The organism is Pseudophaeobacter sp., from assembly GCF_048267565.1.
In the GTDB taxonomy this organism is placed as follows: Bacteria; Pseudomonadota; Alphaproteobacteria; order Rhodobacterales; family Rhodobacteraceae; genus Pseudophaeobacter; species Pseudophaeobacter profundi.
This window is the reverse complement of sequence record NZ_JBLWXG010000001.1, coordinates 778,997-795,905: the sequence shown is the minus strand read 5'-3', so window position 1 is coordinate 795,905 and position 16,909 is coordinate 778,997. Positions and strand designations below refer to the sequence as shown.

Genomic DNA, 16,909 nt, shown 5'->3' with positions numbered 1-16,909 from the left:
GGGGGCGTCAGAAAAGCTGCCACCACCGGGCGGGCAGGGTGTCGCGGACCAGCCGAAAGCCGAGATGGTTTGGCGGCAGGCCAACGGCACAGCCGCCAACGCTGGCATCGCGTATGAAGCTTACGATTGCCGCGCGGTGAATGCCCCCGGCAATGCGCACCCAGCAATAGGGTTCGCTCTCTGCGACGGCTCCATCTGCGCGCAGGGAGCCGCTCTGCATGCAGCCATCGGTCCACTCCCAGACGTTGCCGGAGATATCGGCCAGGCCCAGCGAGTTTTCCCCAAAGCCCCCGGCAGGGCGCAGCGCCGGGCTGGCGGTGCCGCGCAGCAGTGTGCCAGCGGAATACTGCGCCAGCATCCGCTGGCCGGGATCCAGTTCAAGCGTATCCGGTGCGGCATCGCCATAGCGTTCTGCAGCGGCCAATTGCCATTCCGCGTCGCTGGGCAGGCGCCAGTGCTCGCCGGTTTTTTGTGAATACCACCGGGCGTAGTCGTTGGCATCTTTCCAATTTACATAGGTCTGCGGGTAATCGCCACCGGTGGTGGGTACGCTGGCACAGGGACCATCGGCGACACAGGCGGCATATTCGGCGCGGCTGACCTGATACTTCATGATGGTGAAACCGGCGACCTCCAGCTTGTACGCGCGCGGCGAGCGTGATTTTCCCTTGGCGACAAAATTGCCAAAAGGGCGGTAGTCGATGGTGCCCGCCGGGATATTAACCAAGTCAACTGATGCGGCGCTGCCGGGCGCTGTTTGCGGCCTGGTCAAACCCAGTCCGATTGCAAGACTGGCGATAAGGCCGACACCAAGGCCCGCCACAGCGATAATTTTCACAACCGGTTTCATGTTTGTTCTCCTAAGCGGTCCAAAGGCGGCCAGTGGCCCGGCCGCCTTTGGTGATCTTGTCTCTGCGGTGCCGTGGCGACCTATGGCAGGGCAGATTTACCTTCGTAGGCGGCATCGTATGCAGTTGGTGCCTCGACCTGTTCCATCAGGTCATTGTTCCAGTCACCATCGACCACCACGTGCGCGGTTGCGCCCAGGTTTACCGCTTCGATCAGGTTGTGGTTCACATAGGCATAGACGCCCGGCTGCAGGAATTCATACAGCGCCGCCCCGGCAGAGCCGCCGCGAATGAACCAGGTTTCCAGGTCGCGTTCCGGTGTGTTGTTGAACTTGCCGGTTTCCCAGACAAGATCGCCATGACCACCGATCAGGTGTGGGCGGCTGTCGCGGTTCGCCTGGCTGTGCACAAAGAGCACCTTTTCCCCCTGCGAAGCGTGCAGAGCATTGTCGCCGGTCAGCGCTCCAACCTTGCCGTTAAAGACAACGTGGCTTGGGATCAGGCCGTTCATCACCTCCAGGGTATCAGGATAGCTGGCCCCGACATCTTCAAAGCGCTTGTAGTCGCCGTTTTCATCTTTGGGGATGTAGAAGTCGTTTTCGCCGATGTAGTAGACGCGATCATAGCTGACGGGTTTGCCATTGTGATCTTTCAGCCCGTCACGGGGCAGAACCATAATGCTGCCGGACATACCGCTGACAACGTGCCATGGGATCATGGGGCCGCCTGGGGCGCAGTGGTAGACAAATGTCCCTGGACGGGTCGCCTTGAAACGCAGGGTGGTCTTTTCACCGGGGTTCACCAGTGTCAGCGACCCACCGCCAAGCGCACCTGTCGCAGAGTGGAAGTCGATGTTGTGCTGCATCAGATTTTCAGGCGAGTTAAAAAGAGTGAGCTCGACATAGTCGCCTTCATGGACCACCATCATCGGGCCAGGGATCGAGCCATTGAAAGTCATCGCCTGCAGATGGGCACCGCTGTCAATTTCGACTTCCTTTTCGACAATCTGCATTTCGAATTCGACGATCCGTGGTTCCGCCGGTGCGACCTGTTCGTGTTCGTGAACCATGGGGGGGCGGACAAGTTTATGCTTGATCCGCTTCAGGGTCGACAGATCGACGGGCGCGGCCCCCGAGGTATCCATGATTTCTTCTGCTTTGGCGGTTTTGATCAACGCTGGAAGGGCAGCAGCCCCTGCGGCGGCCATAAGTGCTGCGCGTCTGGTAAGCATGTCTTCTTCTCCTTTGATGAATGTGTTTGTTGGCCAGACGATAAGCAGACCAGAAAATTCGAAGGTTGATCTGAAACAACATTGGCGGGGTATTCGTCGCTTTTTTCCGGCTTTTTTCGCCCCCACCATACGGAGGCATTATTTTCGGTTTTCTGCATTCCCTGGCAAACTGGTTACAGCTGGACGGCAGTGTCACCCGCGCGAGACTCGGCGTTGCGGGCGGCAGGCCAAGCGATGGAAAGCAGCAAAAGCAGAACCAGCGGACGTTCAGTCGGAAGTTTGATCCAGAGCAATAATCGCCATGCCAAAACATTTGATAAGCGGGGCGCAAACAAACACAGACCGAACCCGTGAAAGGAAATCAGATGTTCAAGAAAATTGGTTGTGCCGCGATCTTTGCTTGTGTGGCCACCCTGGTCCAAGCCGAGACTTTTGAGGTCAAGATGCTCAATCGGGGCGAAGCAGGGGCGATGGTCTTTGAACCGGCCTTTGTCAAAGCCGCGCCGGGTGACGTGATCCATTTTGTCGCCACCGACAAAGGCCACAATGTCGAAAGCGTCAAGGGGATGTTGCCTGAAGGCGTGGAGGCGTTCAAAACCAAGTTCAACGCTGACTTTGAGATGACTGTCGATGCGCAAGGCGTCTATGGCGTCAAATGCACCCCCCACTATGGTATGGGCATGGTTGCGCTTATTCAGGTTGGCGAAGCGGTGAACCGAGAGGCAGCCGAGGCGGTGAAGCAAAAAGGCAAAGCCAAGGGCGTCTTTGCAGACCTGTTTGCCCAGGTGCAGTAATTCAGGGAACGGCCACAGAATTGTCGGCCAATTGCCCTGACAGGCGGCGCCATGATGGGGCCGCCTTTTCCATTCGCAATCGCAGGAGTTTAATATGTCCCGCCCAACTCCCTATACTGGACCCGCCTTTTTGTCCTATGGGTTCCGCCCCTTCTTTATGGCGGCCTGCCTCTTTGGGCTGGTGGCGATCCCCTTCTGGATGCTGATCTGGCAGGGAGAGCTTAGCCTTAACAGCGCGCTGCCGCCGGTGGATTGGCACAGTCACGAAATGATCTTTGGCTACGGCGCTGCGGTGATTGCCGGATTTTTGTTTACGGCTGTGCCGAACTGGACTGGCGGGATGCCAACACGGGGGCGGCCACTACTCTTGATGCTGATCTTGTGGCTCAGTGGTCGCGTTGCGGTCTTCGGCCTGCTGCCGCTGCCCTGGTGGGGCGTTGCGCTGATCGATAGCGCCTTTTTGATCGTGCTGGCCATTCTGATTGCCCGCGAAATCATTGCTGGGCGCAACTGGCGCAATCTGATGGTGCTGATCCCCGTCAGCCTATTGTCGCTGGCCAATCTGTTCTTTTTCGCCGAGGTCGCCCGGACTGGCGAGGCTGCGGTTGGTCGCCGCCTTGGTCTGGCGCTGCTGATATTCCTGGTCCTGCTGATTGGCGGGCGTATCCTGCCCAGCTTTACCCGCAACTGGCTGAACAAGGCGGGGCACAGCCGTCTGCCCGCGCCCTTTGGCGGGTTTGACAAGCTGAGCCTGCTGGTATCCGCGCCTGCGCTGGTCATCTGGGTGATCTGGCCGCAGGCGCCGGTGGCAGCGGCGTTTATCCTTATGGCTGGGCTTCTGCAGTTTATCCGGCTGGGGCGCTGGTGCGGGTTTGCCACGTGGCACAATCCGATATTGGCCATGCTGCATGTCGCCTTTTTCTTTGCCCCTCTGGGGATGATTGCCAATGCGGCGGCGGCAATGGGGCTGCTCTCTGCTGATGCGGGGCTGCATATCTGGGGCATCGGCGCGATTGGCGGGATGACCGTTGCTGTGATGATGCGGGCGACCATGGGGCACACTGGCCGCGCTCTGGTCTCTGGACCGGTGTTGAACCTGGCCTTCGCCGGGCTGGTGCTGGCCTTGATCGGGCGGCTGTGGCGCTATGTTGAATTGCCTGCTGGCCTGACCGGGCTGGATCTGGCGGCGTTGTTGTGGACGACTTCCTTTGCGCTCTTGTGTTGGCGTCTGGTCCCCTGGCTGGCATCTGGGCGGGCCGCACGCAAAAAGGCCAATCAGGTGCGGGCTGACTGATCTGGCCGACTGATCTGGCCGGCGTCCCGAATAGAACTGACAAGACAGCGCGGGCAGGGTTTCCTCTGCCCGCGCTGTTTTACCTGTGGTCTTGAAGTCATCAGCAGTGCCCATGGGGACAGGCTGATTGGAATAGGCCTAATGCGGAAACGGCCAGACGCCAATCACCGGGCCATGCAGATGCAGCGCCCCGGCCCAAAGCACCAGCCCGATCGCTGTGCGGATCAACACAGGGCGGGTATTTCTGCGCCACCAGTCAGCGTTCAGCAGGGGGCGCAGCGACAGGATAGGAGCGGATTGCAGCTGCTGAGCGCTGTAGGTTTTCATCGCACGGCGGTCAAAGGCCCAGATCGCCAACAGCGGGAAGGCGGCAAACAGACCAAACAGCACCACATGGGCCAGGTCGCCATTTGGTAGCACATGTGCCCCGGCCCAGAGCGCCAGCGCCAGCAGCAGCGGATGGCGGCTGATGGCCGAAAATCCGGGCTGGCCCGGATCAAAGGTGCGCTTGCGACTGCCGCCAAGACTATCGGGCAGCGGGCTGCCGATCCCACAGGTGGTCAGAACAAAAACAAAGGGGGTGAGCAAGAACGGCGCCCAGCGGGTCCAGGCGGCCTGATCCCAAAGCGCGACATAGGGGGCGCGGCCAGCCGCCACAATGACCCAGGCTAGCAGCGCCAACGACAGGGCTCCGTATAGGGCAAAATACACCCGTCGGCCCATGGCTTGTATCAATCTGTCACGCAGGCCGCCGATCCGCGGGACAAGGTGACTGAGCATAAAAGCGCCAAGCGCCAGGGCGAATTCTTGCCATCCGGTCATTTCCTGTCTGCTTGCTCCATCAGGTTTTTAATATGGCAGGCAAAGACCCAGGTGACAGGCACCCCCAGAAACGCGCCGATCAGCACGCTTATCTGCGGGGTCAGCACCTCCCATCCCAGCCAACTGCCAATCAGCGCGGCAAAGAAGACATTGACCGCCGCCGCCCCCGCCCCAAAGGGGTAGAGACAGGCGAACAGCTTGAAAGAGGGGCGGGATGTCATCGCCGTTTCAACACGATATGCACCGAAACCAGCGCTGCGATCAACAGGATAGAGGCGATCATAAACCAGAACTCGGCGACATCTGTCTGGGGCTGCGGGATCGGGCGCTCAAAGCTATCGGCCATGGCGGCCAGGGGGGCAAGGCAAAGGGTAAGCGCGCAGAGGGTCTGTTTCATGTCAGTGCTCCATGGTGAGGGATTGATAGATTTCAGGCAGGGCGCTGGGCAGGCGGGCCGGATCGGGCAGCAGTGTAAAGCCCGCGCGCCCAAAGATGCGGGCAAACCAGTCCTGGCCATCCGCGTCGATCACCACTGCATGCACCGCATGGCCCAGGGCGCGGGCTTCGCGGACGGCCATGCGGCTGTCTTCGATACCGTGAATGCCTTCATAGTGGTCCAGGTCGTTGGGTTTGCCATCTGTCAGCACCAGCAGCAGACGCCGCGCGCTGCCTTCCTCGGCCAACTGGGCCGAGGCATGGCGGATGGCGGTGCCCAGTCGGGTGTAGTGGCCGGGTTTGAAGCCTCCGATCCGGGCCGTGACCTTTTGGTCCATCGGTTGTTCAAAGGTTTTGGCGCGGGTCAGGAAGACCCGGTCGCGGCGCAGCGAAGAAAAGCCCCAGATGCCCAGGCGATCACCGGCAGTGGCGATGCCCGCAGCCAGGGCGGCCAGGGATTCGCGGGCGGTGTCGATCACTGGCCGGTCCCCCACGGTGGCCTCGGTCGAGCGCGAGCAATCCATCAGCACCGCAACGCTGAGGTCACGGGCCATCGGGCGGCTGGCCTGCCAGACACGGTCGCTGCCCTGCTGGCCCATCGACAGATCAACGCGGGACTGCACCACTGCGTCCAGGTCCAGATCGTCGCCGTCCAACTGCCGGGGCAGCATCACCCGCTTTGGCATCAAGGGGGCAAACTGGCGCTGTACCCGTGCCACCAGTCGCGCATCGGGGCTGAAATCCATTGCCGGTTCGGCCTCGACCTCCAGCACGCGGGTATGATCGGGCATATGCTGGCCGAGGCGGTGGTTCCATTCGGGGTAGGTGTAGCGATCCGCCAGCCGTTCGTGTTCGGCGTCCTGCGGTGACAGATCCAGCGAGATCCGCAGCCGCGAAGCCGCCCGCTTCATGTGCTGCGACAGGGTGATGCTGTCCTGATCTTCGGCGGCCTTTTCGGCGTGTTCATTATCGTCATCATCGACCATGCGGTTGATGTTCAGGCTTTCGGCCCAGGACAGGATCGATTCAAAGCGGTGGATGATGAAGCTGTCCTTGCGGTTGGCCTGTTCGCGGTCTTCGCGCTGGCCCGCCTTGCGGGTGGCCATGGCCAGGCTTGGGGCCTCGCTTTCTTCGGCATCTGGGGCAGGGGGGCGGCTGTTGCCGCAGGTGGGCAGGCGTAGCCAGATCGGCACCGCCAGATAGCTGCGATAGCCGCGCGGTGCGGTGTTGCTGCAGGGGGCAACCGGCGCGTAGGGCGCGCCGAGCTGATCCAGAATCCGGCGCTCGATCTGTGCCTCGAAGCGGGGCAGGCCGCTGCGTTTGCGATTGGCGGTAAGATGGGCCGATAGGGCGCCATAGCCCTGGCGCAGCCCTGGGCAGGCGGCAAAAGCGCGGTCGGCGGCCTGCGCATTGGCGGTGATTTCTGCCTGATCTGCCTGATAGGGGGGCAGGTTGGGCTGTGGCAGGTCGATATGCGCGGCCATGGCGGCCAGCCACAAATAGGCCTGACGGTTGAGCGCGCGGCTGGGAAAGGCTGCCATCACCGGCGGCAGCCGCAATCGCTCGCCGTCAAAACTGGCGCGATAGCCGGTTTCGCGGGGGGTGCCGAGACGGCGCAGCAGGTCCGGACGGTGGTCCATCGCAGTGGCCGGGGCTTCCTGGATTTCGACACCGCTGCGGCCGCCAAGCGCGCGGAACAGGGTGGCGACACTGCTTCGGACCTCATCGTAGGACACCGCCTCGCCGGTATTGGCGCCATCGGCGCCAATACGTGTGGAAATGTCATGCCACAGGTTTCCCACGGTTTCTTCGGGTTCAAGAAGGTCGCGCGCATGTATCATGATGTCACCCGTAAACCGATGCTGCCAGATCGCGCAGCGCCTGACAGACATCGTCCTCGTCGCTGAGCGGTGCAATGATCGCAGCCTCCAGCGCCTGATCCACGCGCATGCCCTTGGCGATCAGCGTGGCTGCATAGATCAGCAGGCGGGTCGATACGCCTTCCTCCAGATCCATGCCGGAAAGTTTGCGGATATGACCCGCCAGCCGCACCAGGGCGGCAGAGCGGCTTTCATCCAGACCGCTTTCGGCCGCAACCACGGCGGTTTCCAGCCCTGGCTCGGGGAAATCGAAGCCGATGGAGAGAAAGCGTTGCCGAGTGGAGGGTTTCAGCTTTTTCAGGATGTTCTGATAGCCGGGGTTGTAGCTGGCCACCAGCATGAAGGATTTGGGCGCTGTCAGTTCTTCGCCAGTGCGGTCGATCACCAGACGGCGGCGATCATCGGTCAAGGGGTGCAGCACCACGGCCACATCCTTGCGCGCCTCGATCACCTCGTCGAGGTAGCAGATGCCGCCCGTCCGTACCGCACGGGTTAGCGGGCCATCGACCCAGACGGTTTCGCCGCCCTTCAGCAGATAGCGCCCGATCAGGTCGGCCGCCGAGAGGTCATCGTGGCAGGCAACGGTGTGGAGTGGCAGCCCAAGCCGGGCTGCCATATGTTCCACAAAGCGGGTTTTGCCGCAGCCGGTGGGCCCCTTCAGAAGAAGGGGCAAACCGTTGGCTTGGGCCATTTCAAAGACCGATATTTCGTCTTTGCTGGCCTGATAGAAAGGCACTGCAGGAGTGTTGATCGCATTCATTTTCTATTCTCCTGGGGTTGCAATCGGGCCGGGGGCGATGACTTCACGCCGGACCACCAGTTGGCTGTAGATAAAGAGCAAAGCCCCAAGAACCACCGCAGCACCTGCGCCAAAGCGCATCATGTAAAAGAGGCCAAGTTGGTCCTGCACATCCATGTAGTAGTCCCCGACGATGCGCTGCATATGCGTCTGGATGGTGCCGGCAAAGGTCAGCACAAAGGTCATGAAGGCCATGCCGCCGGTCATCAGCCAGAAAGAGGCCATGTTCAGCACCTGATTATAGGGATCGCGGCCCCGCAGCTGCGGCATCGCATAAGAGAACATCGCCAGGTTCATCGCCACATAGGCACCATAGAAGGCCAGGTGACCGTGGGCGGCGGTGATCTGGGTGCCGTGGGTGTAAAAGTTCACCCCGTGCAATGTGTGCAAAAAGCCCCAGACACCGGCCCCAAAGAAGGCCACGGTAGAGGCCCCGAGCGACCACAAGAGCGCCGCCTTGTTGGGGTGGTTCTTGCGGCCCTTCCAGACCATGACAAAGGCAAAGCTCATCATGGCGAAGAACGGGATCACCTCAAAGGTGGAGAAGATGGAGCCAACCCACTGCCAGTAGCCGGGGGTGCCAATCCACAAGAAGTGGTGGCCAGTGCCAAGGATGCCGGAGAACAGCGCGGTGGCAACGATGACATAGAGCCATTTTTCAACCACCTCGCGGTCAACGCCGGTCATCTTCAGCATCAGATAGCCAAGGATTGCTGCCATCACCAGTTCCCAGGTGGCCTCCACCCAGAGGTGAACGACAAACCACCAGTACATTTTATCAAGGCTGAGGTTGTCGGGGTTGATGAAGGCAAAGATCCACAACAGGGACAAGAGCCACAGCCCCATCAACAGGATATTGGTAATTGCGGTCTTGCGCCCGGCCAACACGGTCATCGAGATATTCACGAGGAAAATCACCGCTGCGACCAGAATGCCGAATTTCACCCAGAGCGGCTGCTCCAGGAACTCGCGGCCGCCGTGGATCCCTACGAGGTAGGAAACAACCGCGCCCAGGGTGCCGACGACCAGGATCGCAAGCTGGATATAGGCCAGTCTGACCGAGAAGAGTTCCCGCTCGCTTTCTTCCGGTACCAGATAGTAGGCGGCGCCAAAGAAGCCGAGCAGAAGCCAGACGATAAGCGCATTGGTGTGCAGCATACGCACAACGTTAAAGGGCACTAGCTCGCTTAGCGTGTTTGGCGATACATAGATCCACCCGGCCAGCAACCCGCCCAGAACCTGAATCGCGAACAGGGCCATTGCCACGAGAAAATAGGCGTAGGCCACTTTTTGTGATTGATATTTCATAGTATTTCTCCCTTAGCCCGCATCATTGGGCGGCCAGTCCTGGGTGTCTGTCTGATCGGCCCACCGCAGAAATTCTGCGAGCCCGCGCATCTCCTCTTCGGTGATGTCAAAATGGGGCATCTGACGGCGTCCCTCGATTCCGGATGGCTGGGCCTGCATCCAGCCATCAAGCATTTCATAGGCGCCTTCCGGGTCGTCCAGAACGCCCCAGCGGGTCATCACATTGCCCACTTCGGGCGCAAAATAGGCGCCTTCGCCATGCAGGGTGTGGCAGTTGATACAGGAGGCGCGTTCCCAGACGTGCTTGCCGAGGCGCACCTCGTCCGTTAGCGGCATTCCTGCGGTGGAGGTTTCGACGATATAGCGATGGCTATGCACGGTCATGGCCACGAATACGACGACGAAGAACAAGGATCCTCCGTAGAACACATTCCTGGCCCGCGATTTGGTGAGTATCTCTGACATGTCGCGGTCCTGAGTACAGTTGCGGATGTCTGATGAATAAAAGACTGCGCCTGCCGAATGTTGTGCCAGCGCAAAGTTCGGATCTGTTCTTGAGTGCAGAATGCATCAAAAGGAGGATCTGCCCATGGCCGACCATGACCCGGAAGACCCGGATCTGCCGCTGTCTGTGCTATTTGCGAATTGGCCGGATGTGGTGGATTTGTTTCTCGCGCGCGACATGCTGTGCCCGGGCTGTCCGATCGCCCCGTTTCACACGGTCATTGACGCCTGCGAGGAATACGCCCTGGATGAAGACGAATTTCGCGCTGAACTGCGCCAGAAGATCCGCCAGAAAGGCGGCTGACCCCAGCTGATCCCCGCAGACGCGCAGCGGCCGGGACTATTATGCGCGATTGCCGCAGGCCTAGCCTTTGGGCTTGCTCAGCAGCACCAGCCGATGCGGATCGGTCACGACAATATGCTTGCGGGTGGATTTGACCACGCCGTCACGTTCCCAGGCGGATAGCAGGCGGCTGACCGTATGCAGGGTTGTTCCGGTCATTTCCGAAATATTCAGACGAGTGATCGGAAAGGCGATCTCCAGCCCCTGATCGGTCTTGCGTCCGGACTGGTTGACCAAGCGCAGCAAAGCGGCTGCAATTCTTTGTTCAACGGCCTGTGTTGCCAGCTCGGTGATCCTGCTTTGCATTTCCTCCAACCGTTGCCCCAGTGTCTTGTAGCTTTCGGTGGAAAATCCCTTGTAGCGGCTGGTGAAGTCATCCCACAGGCGGACGGGCCATGACAGGGCGATGGATTCCGCTGCGGCCACGGCGGTTGCCGGATAGGTGGTACGGCTAAGCGCAGGGGCAATTCCGAACAGCTGCCCGGGCGCAATATGCAGCGCGATGATCTGCTCGCCGGTGGGCGTGTTCTTGATCACCCGGATGAAGCCATCCAATAGAAGATAGAACCGTTCCGCATCGTGGCCCTCGTGAAACACTTCGGCCCCTACGTCGATCCGTTTGCTTGTCGCCTGATCCAGAATCTCGCGGATCTCTGTACGCTGCAAAAGACAAAAGGGGGGCAATCCCGTCAGCAGGCTTTCATCAAGATTTTTCAAAGGCGCCTCATGCTGGCTCATGCTGGTTCGGTTTCGTACCCCCTATCAGAAACTGTGTGGATATACATGAGGTAAATAGCACCGCAGCCGACTGTGTTGCCGATGAGCGGCGGCGTGAATCCTGATGACGGTTTCTTGGCGGCGGGATGATCCTGATCAAAGTGGCCAGGGCCCCGTGCGTTTATATAGGGCGTAATTTCCAGGCCTAGACCTTAAAGGAGGTTCACATGCTACGCCTTGCATCCATTTTGTATTCTCTCATTGGCAGCAGCCTGGCCGGGGCGGGCGTTATTGTCGTTCTGGTTGCTGGATTTGTTTCTGTCCAGGCAATCTTGACTGCCGCCGCGATGGGGGCGCTGCTGGGGATGCCGGTCGCCTGGTTGGTGGCGCGCCAGCTGTATCAGGGGGCTGCTGCCCATAGCTAACGGCCTGCTGGGCAGACGCCCGGGCTGGCCGATTCTTATCTGCCAATGTTGATCAGGCGTTCAGGAAGGCACGCGCGTTGGCCTCAAATTCGCGCGGCTTTTCGGCATGCAGCCAATGGCCAGCGCCGGGAATTTTGGCAAAACGTGCATTGGGAAACCGGGCCAGGGTGACGTCGCGATCTGCGCGGCGCACATAGTCAGATTCGGCCCCTGCCAAAAACAGCGCAGGCCCGGTCCACTGGGCCTCGGTCTGTGGAAAGGACATAATGTCCGGCATGTGCCGGGCCAGGGTGTCTAGGTTCAGTCGCCAGCCTTTGTTTGCAATATCAAGTGATTGGGTGAAGAAGCTCTGCAAGGCAGGTTCTACCCCGGCGGCGGCCAGCTGCGCCTCGGCATCGGGGCGGCGTTCCACCCGCGAAAAATCCACCGCGCGCATGGCCTCGATGAATTGGATCTGGCTGTGGCTATAGGGCACCGGGGCGATATCGGCGATGATCAGCCGATGCACCATGGTCGGGTGGTTCAGGGCCAGCATCATTGCGGTCTTGCCCCCCATGGAATGACCGATCACATCCATCTGTCCACCAAACTGCGTGATGACCTCCGCCAGATCTTCGGCCATCTCGGGATAGCTGTGGCTCTGGGTCCAGGCGCTTTGGCCATGGTTGCGCAGATCAACCGCCACCACCTGGCGTTCATCTGCCAGCCGTTTGCAGATCACCCCCCAGTTGCGGGCAGAACCATAGAGCCCATGGGCAATCAGCAGGGGCGGTTTGTCGGTGGCTTGGCCATGTAGGATGTAGTTCAGCATGGGCGCAGTGATAGCGCCCCGCGCTTTGCGGCGCCAGCCCCATTGAGACACCGCCGCCCTTGCGCTACTGAGAGGGGCAGGACATTTTTGGGGCGCAAAATCATCGTGGCCCCGCAGCGCGGAGCACAGCTATGGCCCAGGACATCTTTGCCGATATCAAAGAGGTGCAAGACCTGCTGAACTCTCGTGCCGAGGCCTCTGGCGATCTGGCAGGGGCCCTGGCCAAGGCGCGCCGTCGCCTGCCGCGTCGGATTTACAAACAGGGGATGCGCCTGGCCGAGGCGCTGCCGCTGCTGGAACATCCAAAACTGCGCCAGATCCAGGACGAAGAGTCCCTGCGAAAGGCCGCGCGCGAAGTGAAAAGACACCTGAAATCCATTGATATCGCGGATCGACGCAAGGGACGCCTGCTAGAGATGCTGGCAGGAATGGTGTTTTCGCTATTGGTGGTCTTTGTGCTGCTGGTTGTGGTTCTGCGCTGGCGTGGCTTTGTCTAGGTCCTGAACCATCTGATGCAGGAGAGATGTGGCCGGGGCGGAACCGCGTCGGTGCTGGGTGATCTATTCGAAGGCGCCAAGCGGCCTGCGACATGCGGGTTAGAACACTGGGAAACAGAATTGAAAAAGCCGCCGCCGGGGTATCGGCGACGGCTCTGTTTTTGTTAAGATCCAGCCTTAGAGGTTTGGATACAGAGGGAATTTTTCGCAAAGGGCTGAAACCTTGCCGCGTACGGCAGCCTCTACCTCTGCGTTGTTTTCTTCGCCATTGGCGGCCAGCCCATCAACCACTTCGACAATCAGCCGCGCGATTTCGCGGAACTCCGCCTCGCCAAAGCCACGGGTAGTACCCGCAGGGGTGCCCAGGCGGATCCCGGACGTGACCGTGGGTTTTTCCGGGTCAAAGGGGATGCCGTTTTTGTTGGTGGTGATATGGGCGCGGCCAAGGGCTTTGTCGACGATGTTGCCGGTCACGCCTTTGGGACGCAGGTCCACCAGCATGACATGGGTGTCGGTGCCGCCAGTGACGATATCAAGACCGCCTTTGATCAACTCATCCGCCAGGGCAACCGCATTGGCGCGCACCTGCTTTTGATACTCTTTGAATTCGGGACGCAGTGCTTCGCCAAAGGCAACAGCCTTGCCTGCGATCACATGCATCAGCGGACCACCCTGGATACCGGGGAAAATCGCCGAGTTGACCTTCTTTGCGATGGCTTCATCGTTGGTCACGATCATGCCGCCACGGGGGCCGCGCAGGGTTTTGTGCGTTGTGGTGGTGGCTACATGCGCATGTGGGAAGGGCGAGGGGTGTTCACCCGCAGCAATCAGGCCAGCGATATGGGCCATATCAACCATGAAATAGGCGCCAACGGAATCGGCAATTTCACGGAACTTGGCAAAATCAATCTGACGTGGGATGGCAGACCCACCAGCAATGATCAGCTTGGGCTGGTGTTCGGTCGCCAGCGCCTGGATCTGGTCATAGTCGATCAGGTTGTTGTCTTCGCGCACACCATAATGGATTGCGTTGAACCATTTGCCCGACTGGTTTGGCCGCGCGCCATGGGTCAGGTGACCGCCCGCAGAGAGGTCCATGCCAAGGATGGTATCGCCGGGCTGGATCAGCGCCTGAAACACCCCCTGGTTGGCCTGGCTGCCAGAGTTGGGCTGCACATTGGCAAACTCGCAGCCAAACAGCTGCTTGGCGCGGTCGATGGCCAGGTTTTCAGCCACGTCAACGTGCTGGCAACCGCCATAGTAGCGACGGCCAGGATAGCCCTCGGCGTATTTGTTGGTCAGCACAGAACCCTGTGCTTCCATCACCGCGGCAGAGACGATGTTTTCAGAGGCGATCAATTCGATCTCGTCGCGCTGGCGATGCAGCTCGTCTGTCATGGCACCAAAAAGTTCGGGGTCACGTTCGGCCAGGGCTTCGGTGAAAAATCCGGGATCACGGGGGGTCGCTGTCATGATGGCTCCGCTTAGGTAGGAGGTGGCAGGTTTGGGTGTTCTTGCGAATTTCCTATCGGAAACTTCACAGATCTTAAAGGCTGTAAAGCGGCAATCATCGGCGTTAGAGCGGCAAGTCTGGTCTTTGTGGTTCAGCTGTGCTTGTTTCGGAACAAAATGGCTCACACCGGAAACAGGGTTTAGAGACAATGAGAATCGCCTTTTTGGCCAGTGATGCCCCGGTGGCACAATTGGCCCGTGATGCTTTGGTCAAACGGCACGGTACGGTCGACGCCTCCGAGGCCGATGTGATTGTGGCCCTGGGCGGGGATGGCTTCATGCTGAAAACCCTGCACGAGATGGTCGATCTTGCGGCGCCAGTCTATGGCATGAACCGCGGCACCGTTGGTTTCTTGATGAATGAATACCATGAGGACGGTTTGATTGCCCGGCTAGAGGCCGCCAATGAAGAGATCATCAATCCGCTGTCAATGACAGCCATGGGCAGGGATGGGGCCGTCCACAAGGCCCTGGCGATCAATGAGGTCTCGCTGCTGCGGGCAGGTCCGCAGGCGGCGCGGCTGAAGATATCGGTGGATGGGCGGCAAAGACTGTCAGAGCTGGTCTGCGACGGGGCGCTGGTCTCGACCCCGGCGGGATCCACCGCCTATAATTATTCGGCGCATGGGCCGATCCTGCCAATTGGGTCGGATGTCCTGGCGCTGACGGCGATTGCCGCCTTTCGCCCCCGCCGCTGGCAGGGCGCACTGTTGCCCAGCAGCGCCAAGGTACGCTTTGATGTGCTGGAGGCAGACAAGCGCCCGGTGATGGCCGATGCGGATTCCATTTCCTGCCCCGATATCCAGTGGGTTGAAATCCAGACAGAACGCAGCATCCGCCACAAGATCCTGTTCGATCCTGGCCATGGGTTGGAAGAGCGCCTGATCTCAGAACAATTTACCTGAAAGAGGAGGGGGCCTGGCCGGGCTGCTCTTTGCTGCAGGTGCGCGCGATATACGATCACGTTTCTGTGATAGGGCTGGTCTTGTCGCCTGTTTCTAAGGCACTCTTACCCTACGGCAGGTCAAAGTTTCTGTGGTCATTCCTAGTCTTCTGGATGGAGCCTGCCTGTGTAGTGAGCGACAAATTTGGCCCTTTGGCGGAAGGCAGTCGTGTATCAGCTAGTTTTCATGGTCTGAAAGGAGCCGGGAGAGGGGCAACCCCTCTCCCGGTCTTCTTTTGTGTGCACAGTCTTGCGGGCGCCAAAGCGCCGCCTAGGCCATCTGATCCCACAGTTGTGGGCTAAAGCGGCCAACCCGCTGTTCGATTTCGGCGCAGGCATCGACCGCCATGTCTTCGCGCCAGCGCCGGGCCACAATCTGAACATTGATCGGCTGCGGCCCGGTTGCCAGGGGCGCCAGTCGTGCGGGCACGCAGCCCGCTGGCAGGCCGAGGTAATTCATCGCGTAGGAATAGACCGCACAGCCCAGCACTTCATGCACGCCCTCGGCACCTTCGGTGTCGCGATCCGGCTTGAAGAACGGCTGCGGCAAAAACGGCGTCAGCACCAGCGGATAATCCTGCATGAACTGCGCCCATTCGCGGGCGTAGTGGCTGCGTTTGGCCATCATCTGCAGCAGTTCCGTCCCGGCAAAGGGGGGGAATTCCTGAAAATAGACCTCAAAAATCTGGCGCACGGTATCAGACCCGGCAGCGTCAATATCCTGCTTCATCATGGCATAGACTTCGCCCATCAAGGCACGATAGCCGGTGCGACCAGCGTCAAAGACATCTGGCGTTTCGACCTCTTCCACCACATAGCCTGCATCCGACAGCGCATCGCGGGCGGTTTCCAGTGCCAGATTGACCTCGGGGTGCAGATCATAGCCATAGGTGTTGCGGGTAAAGGCAACCTTGATGGGGCCATCCAGCGCCGCGCCGCGCCAAGGCAGGGGCACATGAAAGGGATCGCGGTGATCGGGGGCAATCAGGTTGGGCATCGCCAGATGCAGATCTGCCGCCGAGCGGGTGATCAGACCCTGCACCGACATGGATTGCGCCAGGATGCCGCGTTCGGCTTTTTGGCTGGGGTTCCAGGCGGGCACACGCCCCAGGCCGGGTTTCACCGTCACCGCACCATTTGCGGCCGCCGGAAACCGCAGCGAGCCACCAATGTCGTTGCCATGCGCCAGCGCGCCAATGCCTGCCATGACACTGGCACCCGCTCCGCCAGAAGACCCGCCAGCCGAGATATGTTTGCCCCAGGGGTTATGGGTGCGGCCATGCAGCGGGTTGTCGGTGTCCGCGCGAAAGGAAAACTCGGGCGTGTTGGTGCGGCCGATCACAACCGCGCCGGCCTTTTGCAGGTTTGCCACCACCGGCGCATCGTCGGGGGCGATCAGATCCTTCAGCGCCACCACACCGTTTGAAGTGGCATGGCCTGCTTGATCAACGTTGATCTTGATGGTCACGGGCACCCCCTGCAAGGGCCCCGGCGTCGCGCCAGCAGCGCGGGCCTTGTCCAGATCTCGGGCCCGGGTCAGGGCCTCGGTGCTCAGGTCTTCCACCACCGCGTTCAGCGCGGGGTTGACCGCCTGCATGCGGTCAATCGAGGCCTGAACAGCGGTCTCTGCCGAGAGGTCGCCGGCCCGTGTCAGGGTGGAAAGTTCGGTGGCGCTAAGGCGCCAGATATCGTCTGTTTTCATAATGCTCATCTCCTGCCGGGCAGGGTAGAGCGGCACAAATCGGT

General features: G+C 60.2%; 19 protein-coding genes. 6 read left to right on the top strand and 13 right to left on the bottom strand.

Annotation, left to right across the window (positions count from 1 at the left end):
- Positions 1–7 precede the first annotated feature (7 nt).
- Positions 8–850, bottom strand: coding sequence for a formylglycine-generating enzyme family protein (locus ACN0VH_RS03735; RefSeq protein WP_417699545.1), 843 nt, complete (start codon positions 848–850; stop codon positions 8–10).
- Positions 851–930: 80 nt separating this feature from the next.
- Complete coding sequence (gene nirK, locus ACN0VH_RS03730; RefSeq protein ID WP_278921911.1) at positions 931–2,079, bottom strand: copper-containing nitrite reductase; 1,149 nt, start codon at positions 2,077–2,079, stop codon at positions 931–933.
- 365 nt (positions 2,080–2,444) lie between these two features.
- On the opposite strand from nirK, the gene ACN0VH_RS03725 reads away from it, so the two are divergent.
- Together ACN0VH_RS03725 and ACN0VH_RS03720 are read left to right on the top strand one after the other, a co-directional pair.
- Positions 2,445–2,873, top strand: coding sequence for a pseudoazurin (locus tag ACN0VH_RS03725; protein ID WP_417699543.1), 429 nt, complete (start codon positions 2,445–2,447; stop codon positions 2,871–2,873).
- Positions 2,874–2,967: 94 nt separating this feature from the next.
- The gene (locus ACN0VH_RS03720; protein ID WP_278921909.1) at positions 2,968–4,167 is read left to right on the top strand and encodes an NnrS family protein; all 1,200 of its coding nucleotides are present in this window, start codon (positions 2,968–2,970) and stop codon (positions 4,165–4,167) included.
- Between the two features lie 138 nt (positions 4,168–4,305).
- On the opposite strand, the gene ACN0VH_RS03715 is transcribed toward ACN0VH_RS03720, so the two are convergent.
- Genes ACN0VH_RS03715 through ACN0VH_RS03685 form a run of 7 tightly spaced genes read right to left on the bottom strand, consistent with a single transcriptional unit; the run spans position 4,306 to position 9,876 of the window.
- Positions 4,306–4,989, bottom strand: coding sequence for an NnrU family protein (locus ACN0VH_RS03715; protein ID WP_417699541.1), 684 nt, complete (start codon positions 4,987–4,989; stop codon positions 4,306–4,308).
- A complete protein-coding gene (locus tag ACN0VH_RS03710) occupies positions 4,986–5,210 on the bottom strand; it encodes an NnrT protein (RefSeq protein WP_278921907.1) in 225 nt (74 codons plus the stop codon). The genes ACN0VH_RS03715 and ACN0VH_RS03710 overlap by 4 nt, the downstream gene beginning before the upstream one ends.
- Positions 5,207–5,386 (bottom strand): hypothetical protein, encoded by a 180-nt coding sequence (locus tag ACN0VH_RS03705; RefSeq protein WP_417699539.1) that lies wholly within the window; start codon positions 5,384–5,386, stop codon positions 5,207–5,209. The genes ACN0VH_RS03710 and ACN0VH_RS03705 overlap by 4 nt, the downstream gene beginning before the upstream one ends.
- A gap of 1 nt (position 5,387) precedes the next feature.
- Complete coding sequence (locus ACN0VH_RS03700; RefSeq protein WP_417699537.1) at positions 5,388–7,265, bottom strand: nitric oxide reductase activation protein NorD; 1,878 nt, start codon at positions 7,263–7,265, stop codon at positions 5,388–5,390.
- Positions 7,266–7,269: 4 nt separating this feature from the next.
- Entirely contained in the window at positions 7,270–8,064 is a 795-nt protein-coding gene (locus ACN0VH_RS03695) for a CbbQ/NirQ/NorQ/GpvN family protein (RefSeq protein ID WP_278921904.1), read from the bottom strand.
- A 3-nt stretch (positions 8,065–8,067) separates the two neighbouring features.
- Positions 8,068–9,411: a cbb3-type cytochrome c oxidase subunit I gene (locus tag ACN0VH_RS03690; protein WP_278921903.1), complete on the bottom strand. Its 1,344-nt coding sequence runs from the start codon at positions 9,409–9,411 to the stop codon at positions 8,068–8,070.
- 12 nt (positions 9,412–9,423) lie between these two features.
- A complete protein-coding gene (locus tag ACN0VH_RS03685) occupies positions 9,424–9,876 on the bottom strand; it encodes a c-type cytochrome (RefSeq protein WP_278921902.1) in 453 nt (150 codons plus the stop codon).
- A 124-nt stretch (positions 9,877–10,000) separates the two neighbouring features.
- Between ACN0VH_RS03685 and ACN0VH_RS03680 the strand changes: the two genes are divergently transcribed.
- Positions 10,001–10,219, top strand: a complete 219-nt coding sequence (locus ACN0VH_RS03680; RefSeq protein WP_417699534.1) for a DUF1858 domain-containing protein — start codon at positions 10,001–10,003, stop codon at positions 10,217–10,219.
- Between the two features lie 60 nt (positions 10,220–10,279).
- Here ACN0VH_RS03680 and ACN0VH_RS03675 read toward each other — a convergent pair whose 3' ends face one another.
- Positions 10,280–10,975: a Crp/Fnr family transcriptional regulator gene (locus ACN0VH_RS03675; protein WP_278921900.1), complete on the bottom strand. Its 696-nt coding sequence runs from the start codon at positions 10,973–10,975 to the stop codon at positions 10,280–10,282.
- 227 nt (positions 10,976–11,202) lie between these two features.
- Between ACN0VH_RS03675 and ACN0VH_RS03670 the strand changes: the two genes are divergently transcribed.
- Complete coding sequence (locus ACN0VH_RS03670; RefSeq protein WP_278921899.1) at positions 11,203–11,400, top strand: hypothetical protein; 198 nt, start codon at positions 11,203–11,205, stop codon at positions 11,398–11,400.
- A gap of 52 nt (positions 11,401–11,452) precedes the next feature.
- On the opposite strand, the gene ACN0VH_RS03665 is transcribed toward ACN0VH_RS03670, so the two are convergent.
- Positions 11,453–12,211 carry an alpha/beta fold hydrolase gene (locus ACN0VH_RS03665; protein WP_278921898.1) on the bottom strand — a complete coding sequence of 253 codons (759 nt, stop codon included), beginning with the start codon at positions 12,209–12,211 and terminating at the stop codon, positions 11,453–11,455.
- A gap of 131 nt (positions 12,212–12,342) precedes the next feature.
- Between ACN0VH_RS03665 and ACN0VH_RS03660 the strand changes: the two genes are divergently transcribed.
- Entirely contained in the window at positions 12,343–12,708 is a 366-nt protein-coding gene (locus tag ACN0VH_RS03660; protein WP_417699531.1) for a hypothetical protein, read from the top strand.
- A gap of 177 nt (positions 12,709–12,885) precedes the next feature.
- Here ACN0VH_RS03660 and glyA read toward each other — a convergent pair whose 3' ends face one another.
- On the bottom strand, positions 12,886–14,181 hold the full coding sequence (gene glyA / locus ACN0VH_RS03655) for a serine hydroxymethyltransferase (protein ID WP_278921896.1): 1,296 nt from the start codon (positions 14,179–14,181) through the stop codon (positions 12,886–12,888).
- A gap of 188 nt (positions 14,182–14,369) precedes the next feature.
- Here glyA and ACN0VH_RS03650 point away from each other — a divergent pair, with 188 nt between their 5' ends.
- The gene (locus ACN0VH_RS03650) at positions 14,370–15,125 is read left to right on the top strand and encodes an NAD kinase (protein WP_278921895.1); all 756 of its coding nucleotides are present in this window, start codon (positions 14,370–14,372) and stop codon (positions 15,123–15,125) included.
- Between the two features lie 309 nt (positions 15,126–15,434).
- Here ACN0VH_RS03650 and ACN0VH_RS03645 read toward each other — a convergent pair whose 3' ends face one another.
- Positions 15,435–16,865: an amidase family protein gene (locus ACN0VH_RS03645; RefSeq protein ID WP_278921894.1), complete on the bottom strand. Its 1,431-nt coding sequence runs from the start codon at positions 16,863–16,865 to the stop codon at positions 15,435–15,437.
- Positions 16,866–16,909 lie beyond the last annotated feature (44 nt).

Bases quoted from the DNA above. Each gene is read 5' to 3' on its own strand.
- ACN0VH_RS03695 (WP_278921904.1), bottom strand. From the start codon at position 8,064: ATGAATGCGATCAACACTCCTGCAGTGCCTTTCTATCAGGCCAGCAAA.
- ACN0VH_RS03725 (WP_417699543.1), top strand. From the start codon at position 2,445: ATGTTCAAGAAAATTGGTTGTGCCGCGATCTTTGCTTGTGTGGCCACC.
- ACN0VH_RS03645 (WP_278921894.1), bottom strand. From the start codon at position 16,865: ATGAAAACAGACGATATCTGGCGCCTTAGCGCCACCGAACTTTCCACC.
- ACN0VH_RS03670 (WP_278921899.1), top strand. From the start codon at position 11,203: ATGCTACGCCTTGCATCCATTTTGTATTCTCTCATTGGCAGCAGCCTG.
- ACN0VH_RS03690 (WP_278921903.1), bottom strand. From the start codon at position 9,411: ATGAAATATCAATCACAAAAAGTGGCCTACGCCTATTTTCTCGTGGCA.
- ACN0VH_RS03705 (WP_417699539.1), bottom strand. From the start codon at position 5,386: ATGAAACAGACCCTCTGCGCGCTTACCCTTTGCCTTGCCCCCCTGGCC.
- ACN0VH_RS03660 (WP_417699531.1), top strand. From the start codon at position 12,343: ATGGCCCAGGACATCTTTGCCGATATCAAAGAGGTGCAAGACCTGCTG.
- ACN0VH_RS03715 (WP_417699541.1), bottom strand. From the start codon at position 4,989: ATGACCGGATGGCAAGAATTCGCCCTGGCGCTTGGCGCTTTTATGCTC.
- glyA (WP_278921896.1), bottom strand. From the start codon at position 14,181: ATGACAGCGACCCCCCGTGATCCCGGATTTTTCACCGAAGCCCTGGCC.
- ACN0VH_RS03700 (WP_417699537.1), bottom strand. From the start codon at position 7,265: ATGATACATGCGCGCGACCTTCTTGAACCCGAAGAAACCGTGGGAAAC.
- ACN0VH_RS03665 (WP_278921898.1), bottom strand. From the start codon at position 12,211: ATGCTGAACTACATCCTACATGGCCAAGCCACCGACAAACCGCCCCTG.
- ACN0VH_RS03685 (WP_278921902.1), bottom strand. From the start codon at position 9,876: ATGTCAGAGATACTCACCAAATCGCGGGCCAGGAATGTGTTCTACGGA.
- ACN0VH_RS03710 (WP_278921907.1), bottom strand. From the start codon at position 5,210: ATGACATCCCGCCCCTCTTTCAAGCTGTTCGCCTGTCTCTACCCCTTT.
- ACN0VH_RS03680 (WP_417699534.1), top strand. From the start codon at position 10,001: ATGGCCGACCATGACCCGGAAGACCCGGATCTGCCGCTGTCTGTGCTA.
- nirK (WP_278921911.1), bottom strand. From the start codon at position 2,079: ATGCTTACCAGACGCGCAGCACTTATGGCCGCCGCAGGGGCTGCTGCC.
- ACN0VH_RS03720 (WP_278921909.1), top strand. From the start codon at position 2,968: ATGTCCCGCCCAACTCCCTATACTGGACCCGCCTTTTTGTCCTATGGG.
- ACN0VH_RS03650 (WP_278921895.1), top strand. From the start codon at position 14,370: ATGAGAATCGCCTTTTTGGCCAGTGATGCCCCGGTGGCACAATTGGCC.
- ACN0VH_RS03735 (WP_417699545.1), bottom strand. From the start codon at position 850: ATGAAACCGGTTGTGAAAATTATCGCTGTGGCGGGCCTTGGTGTCGGC.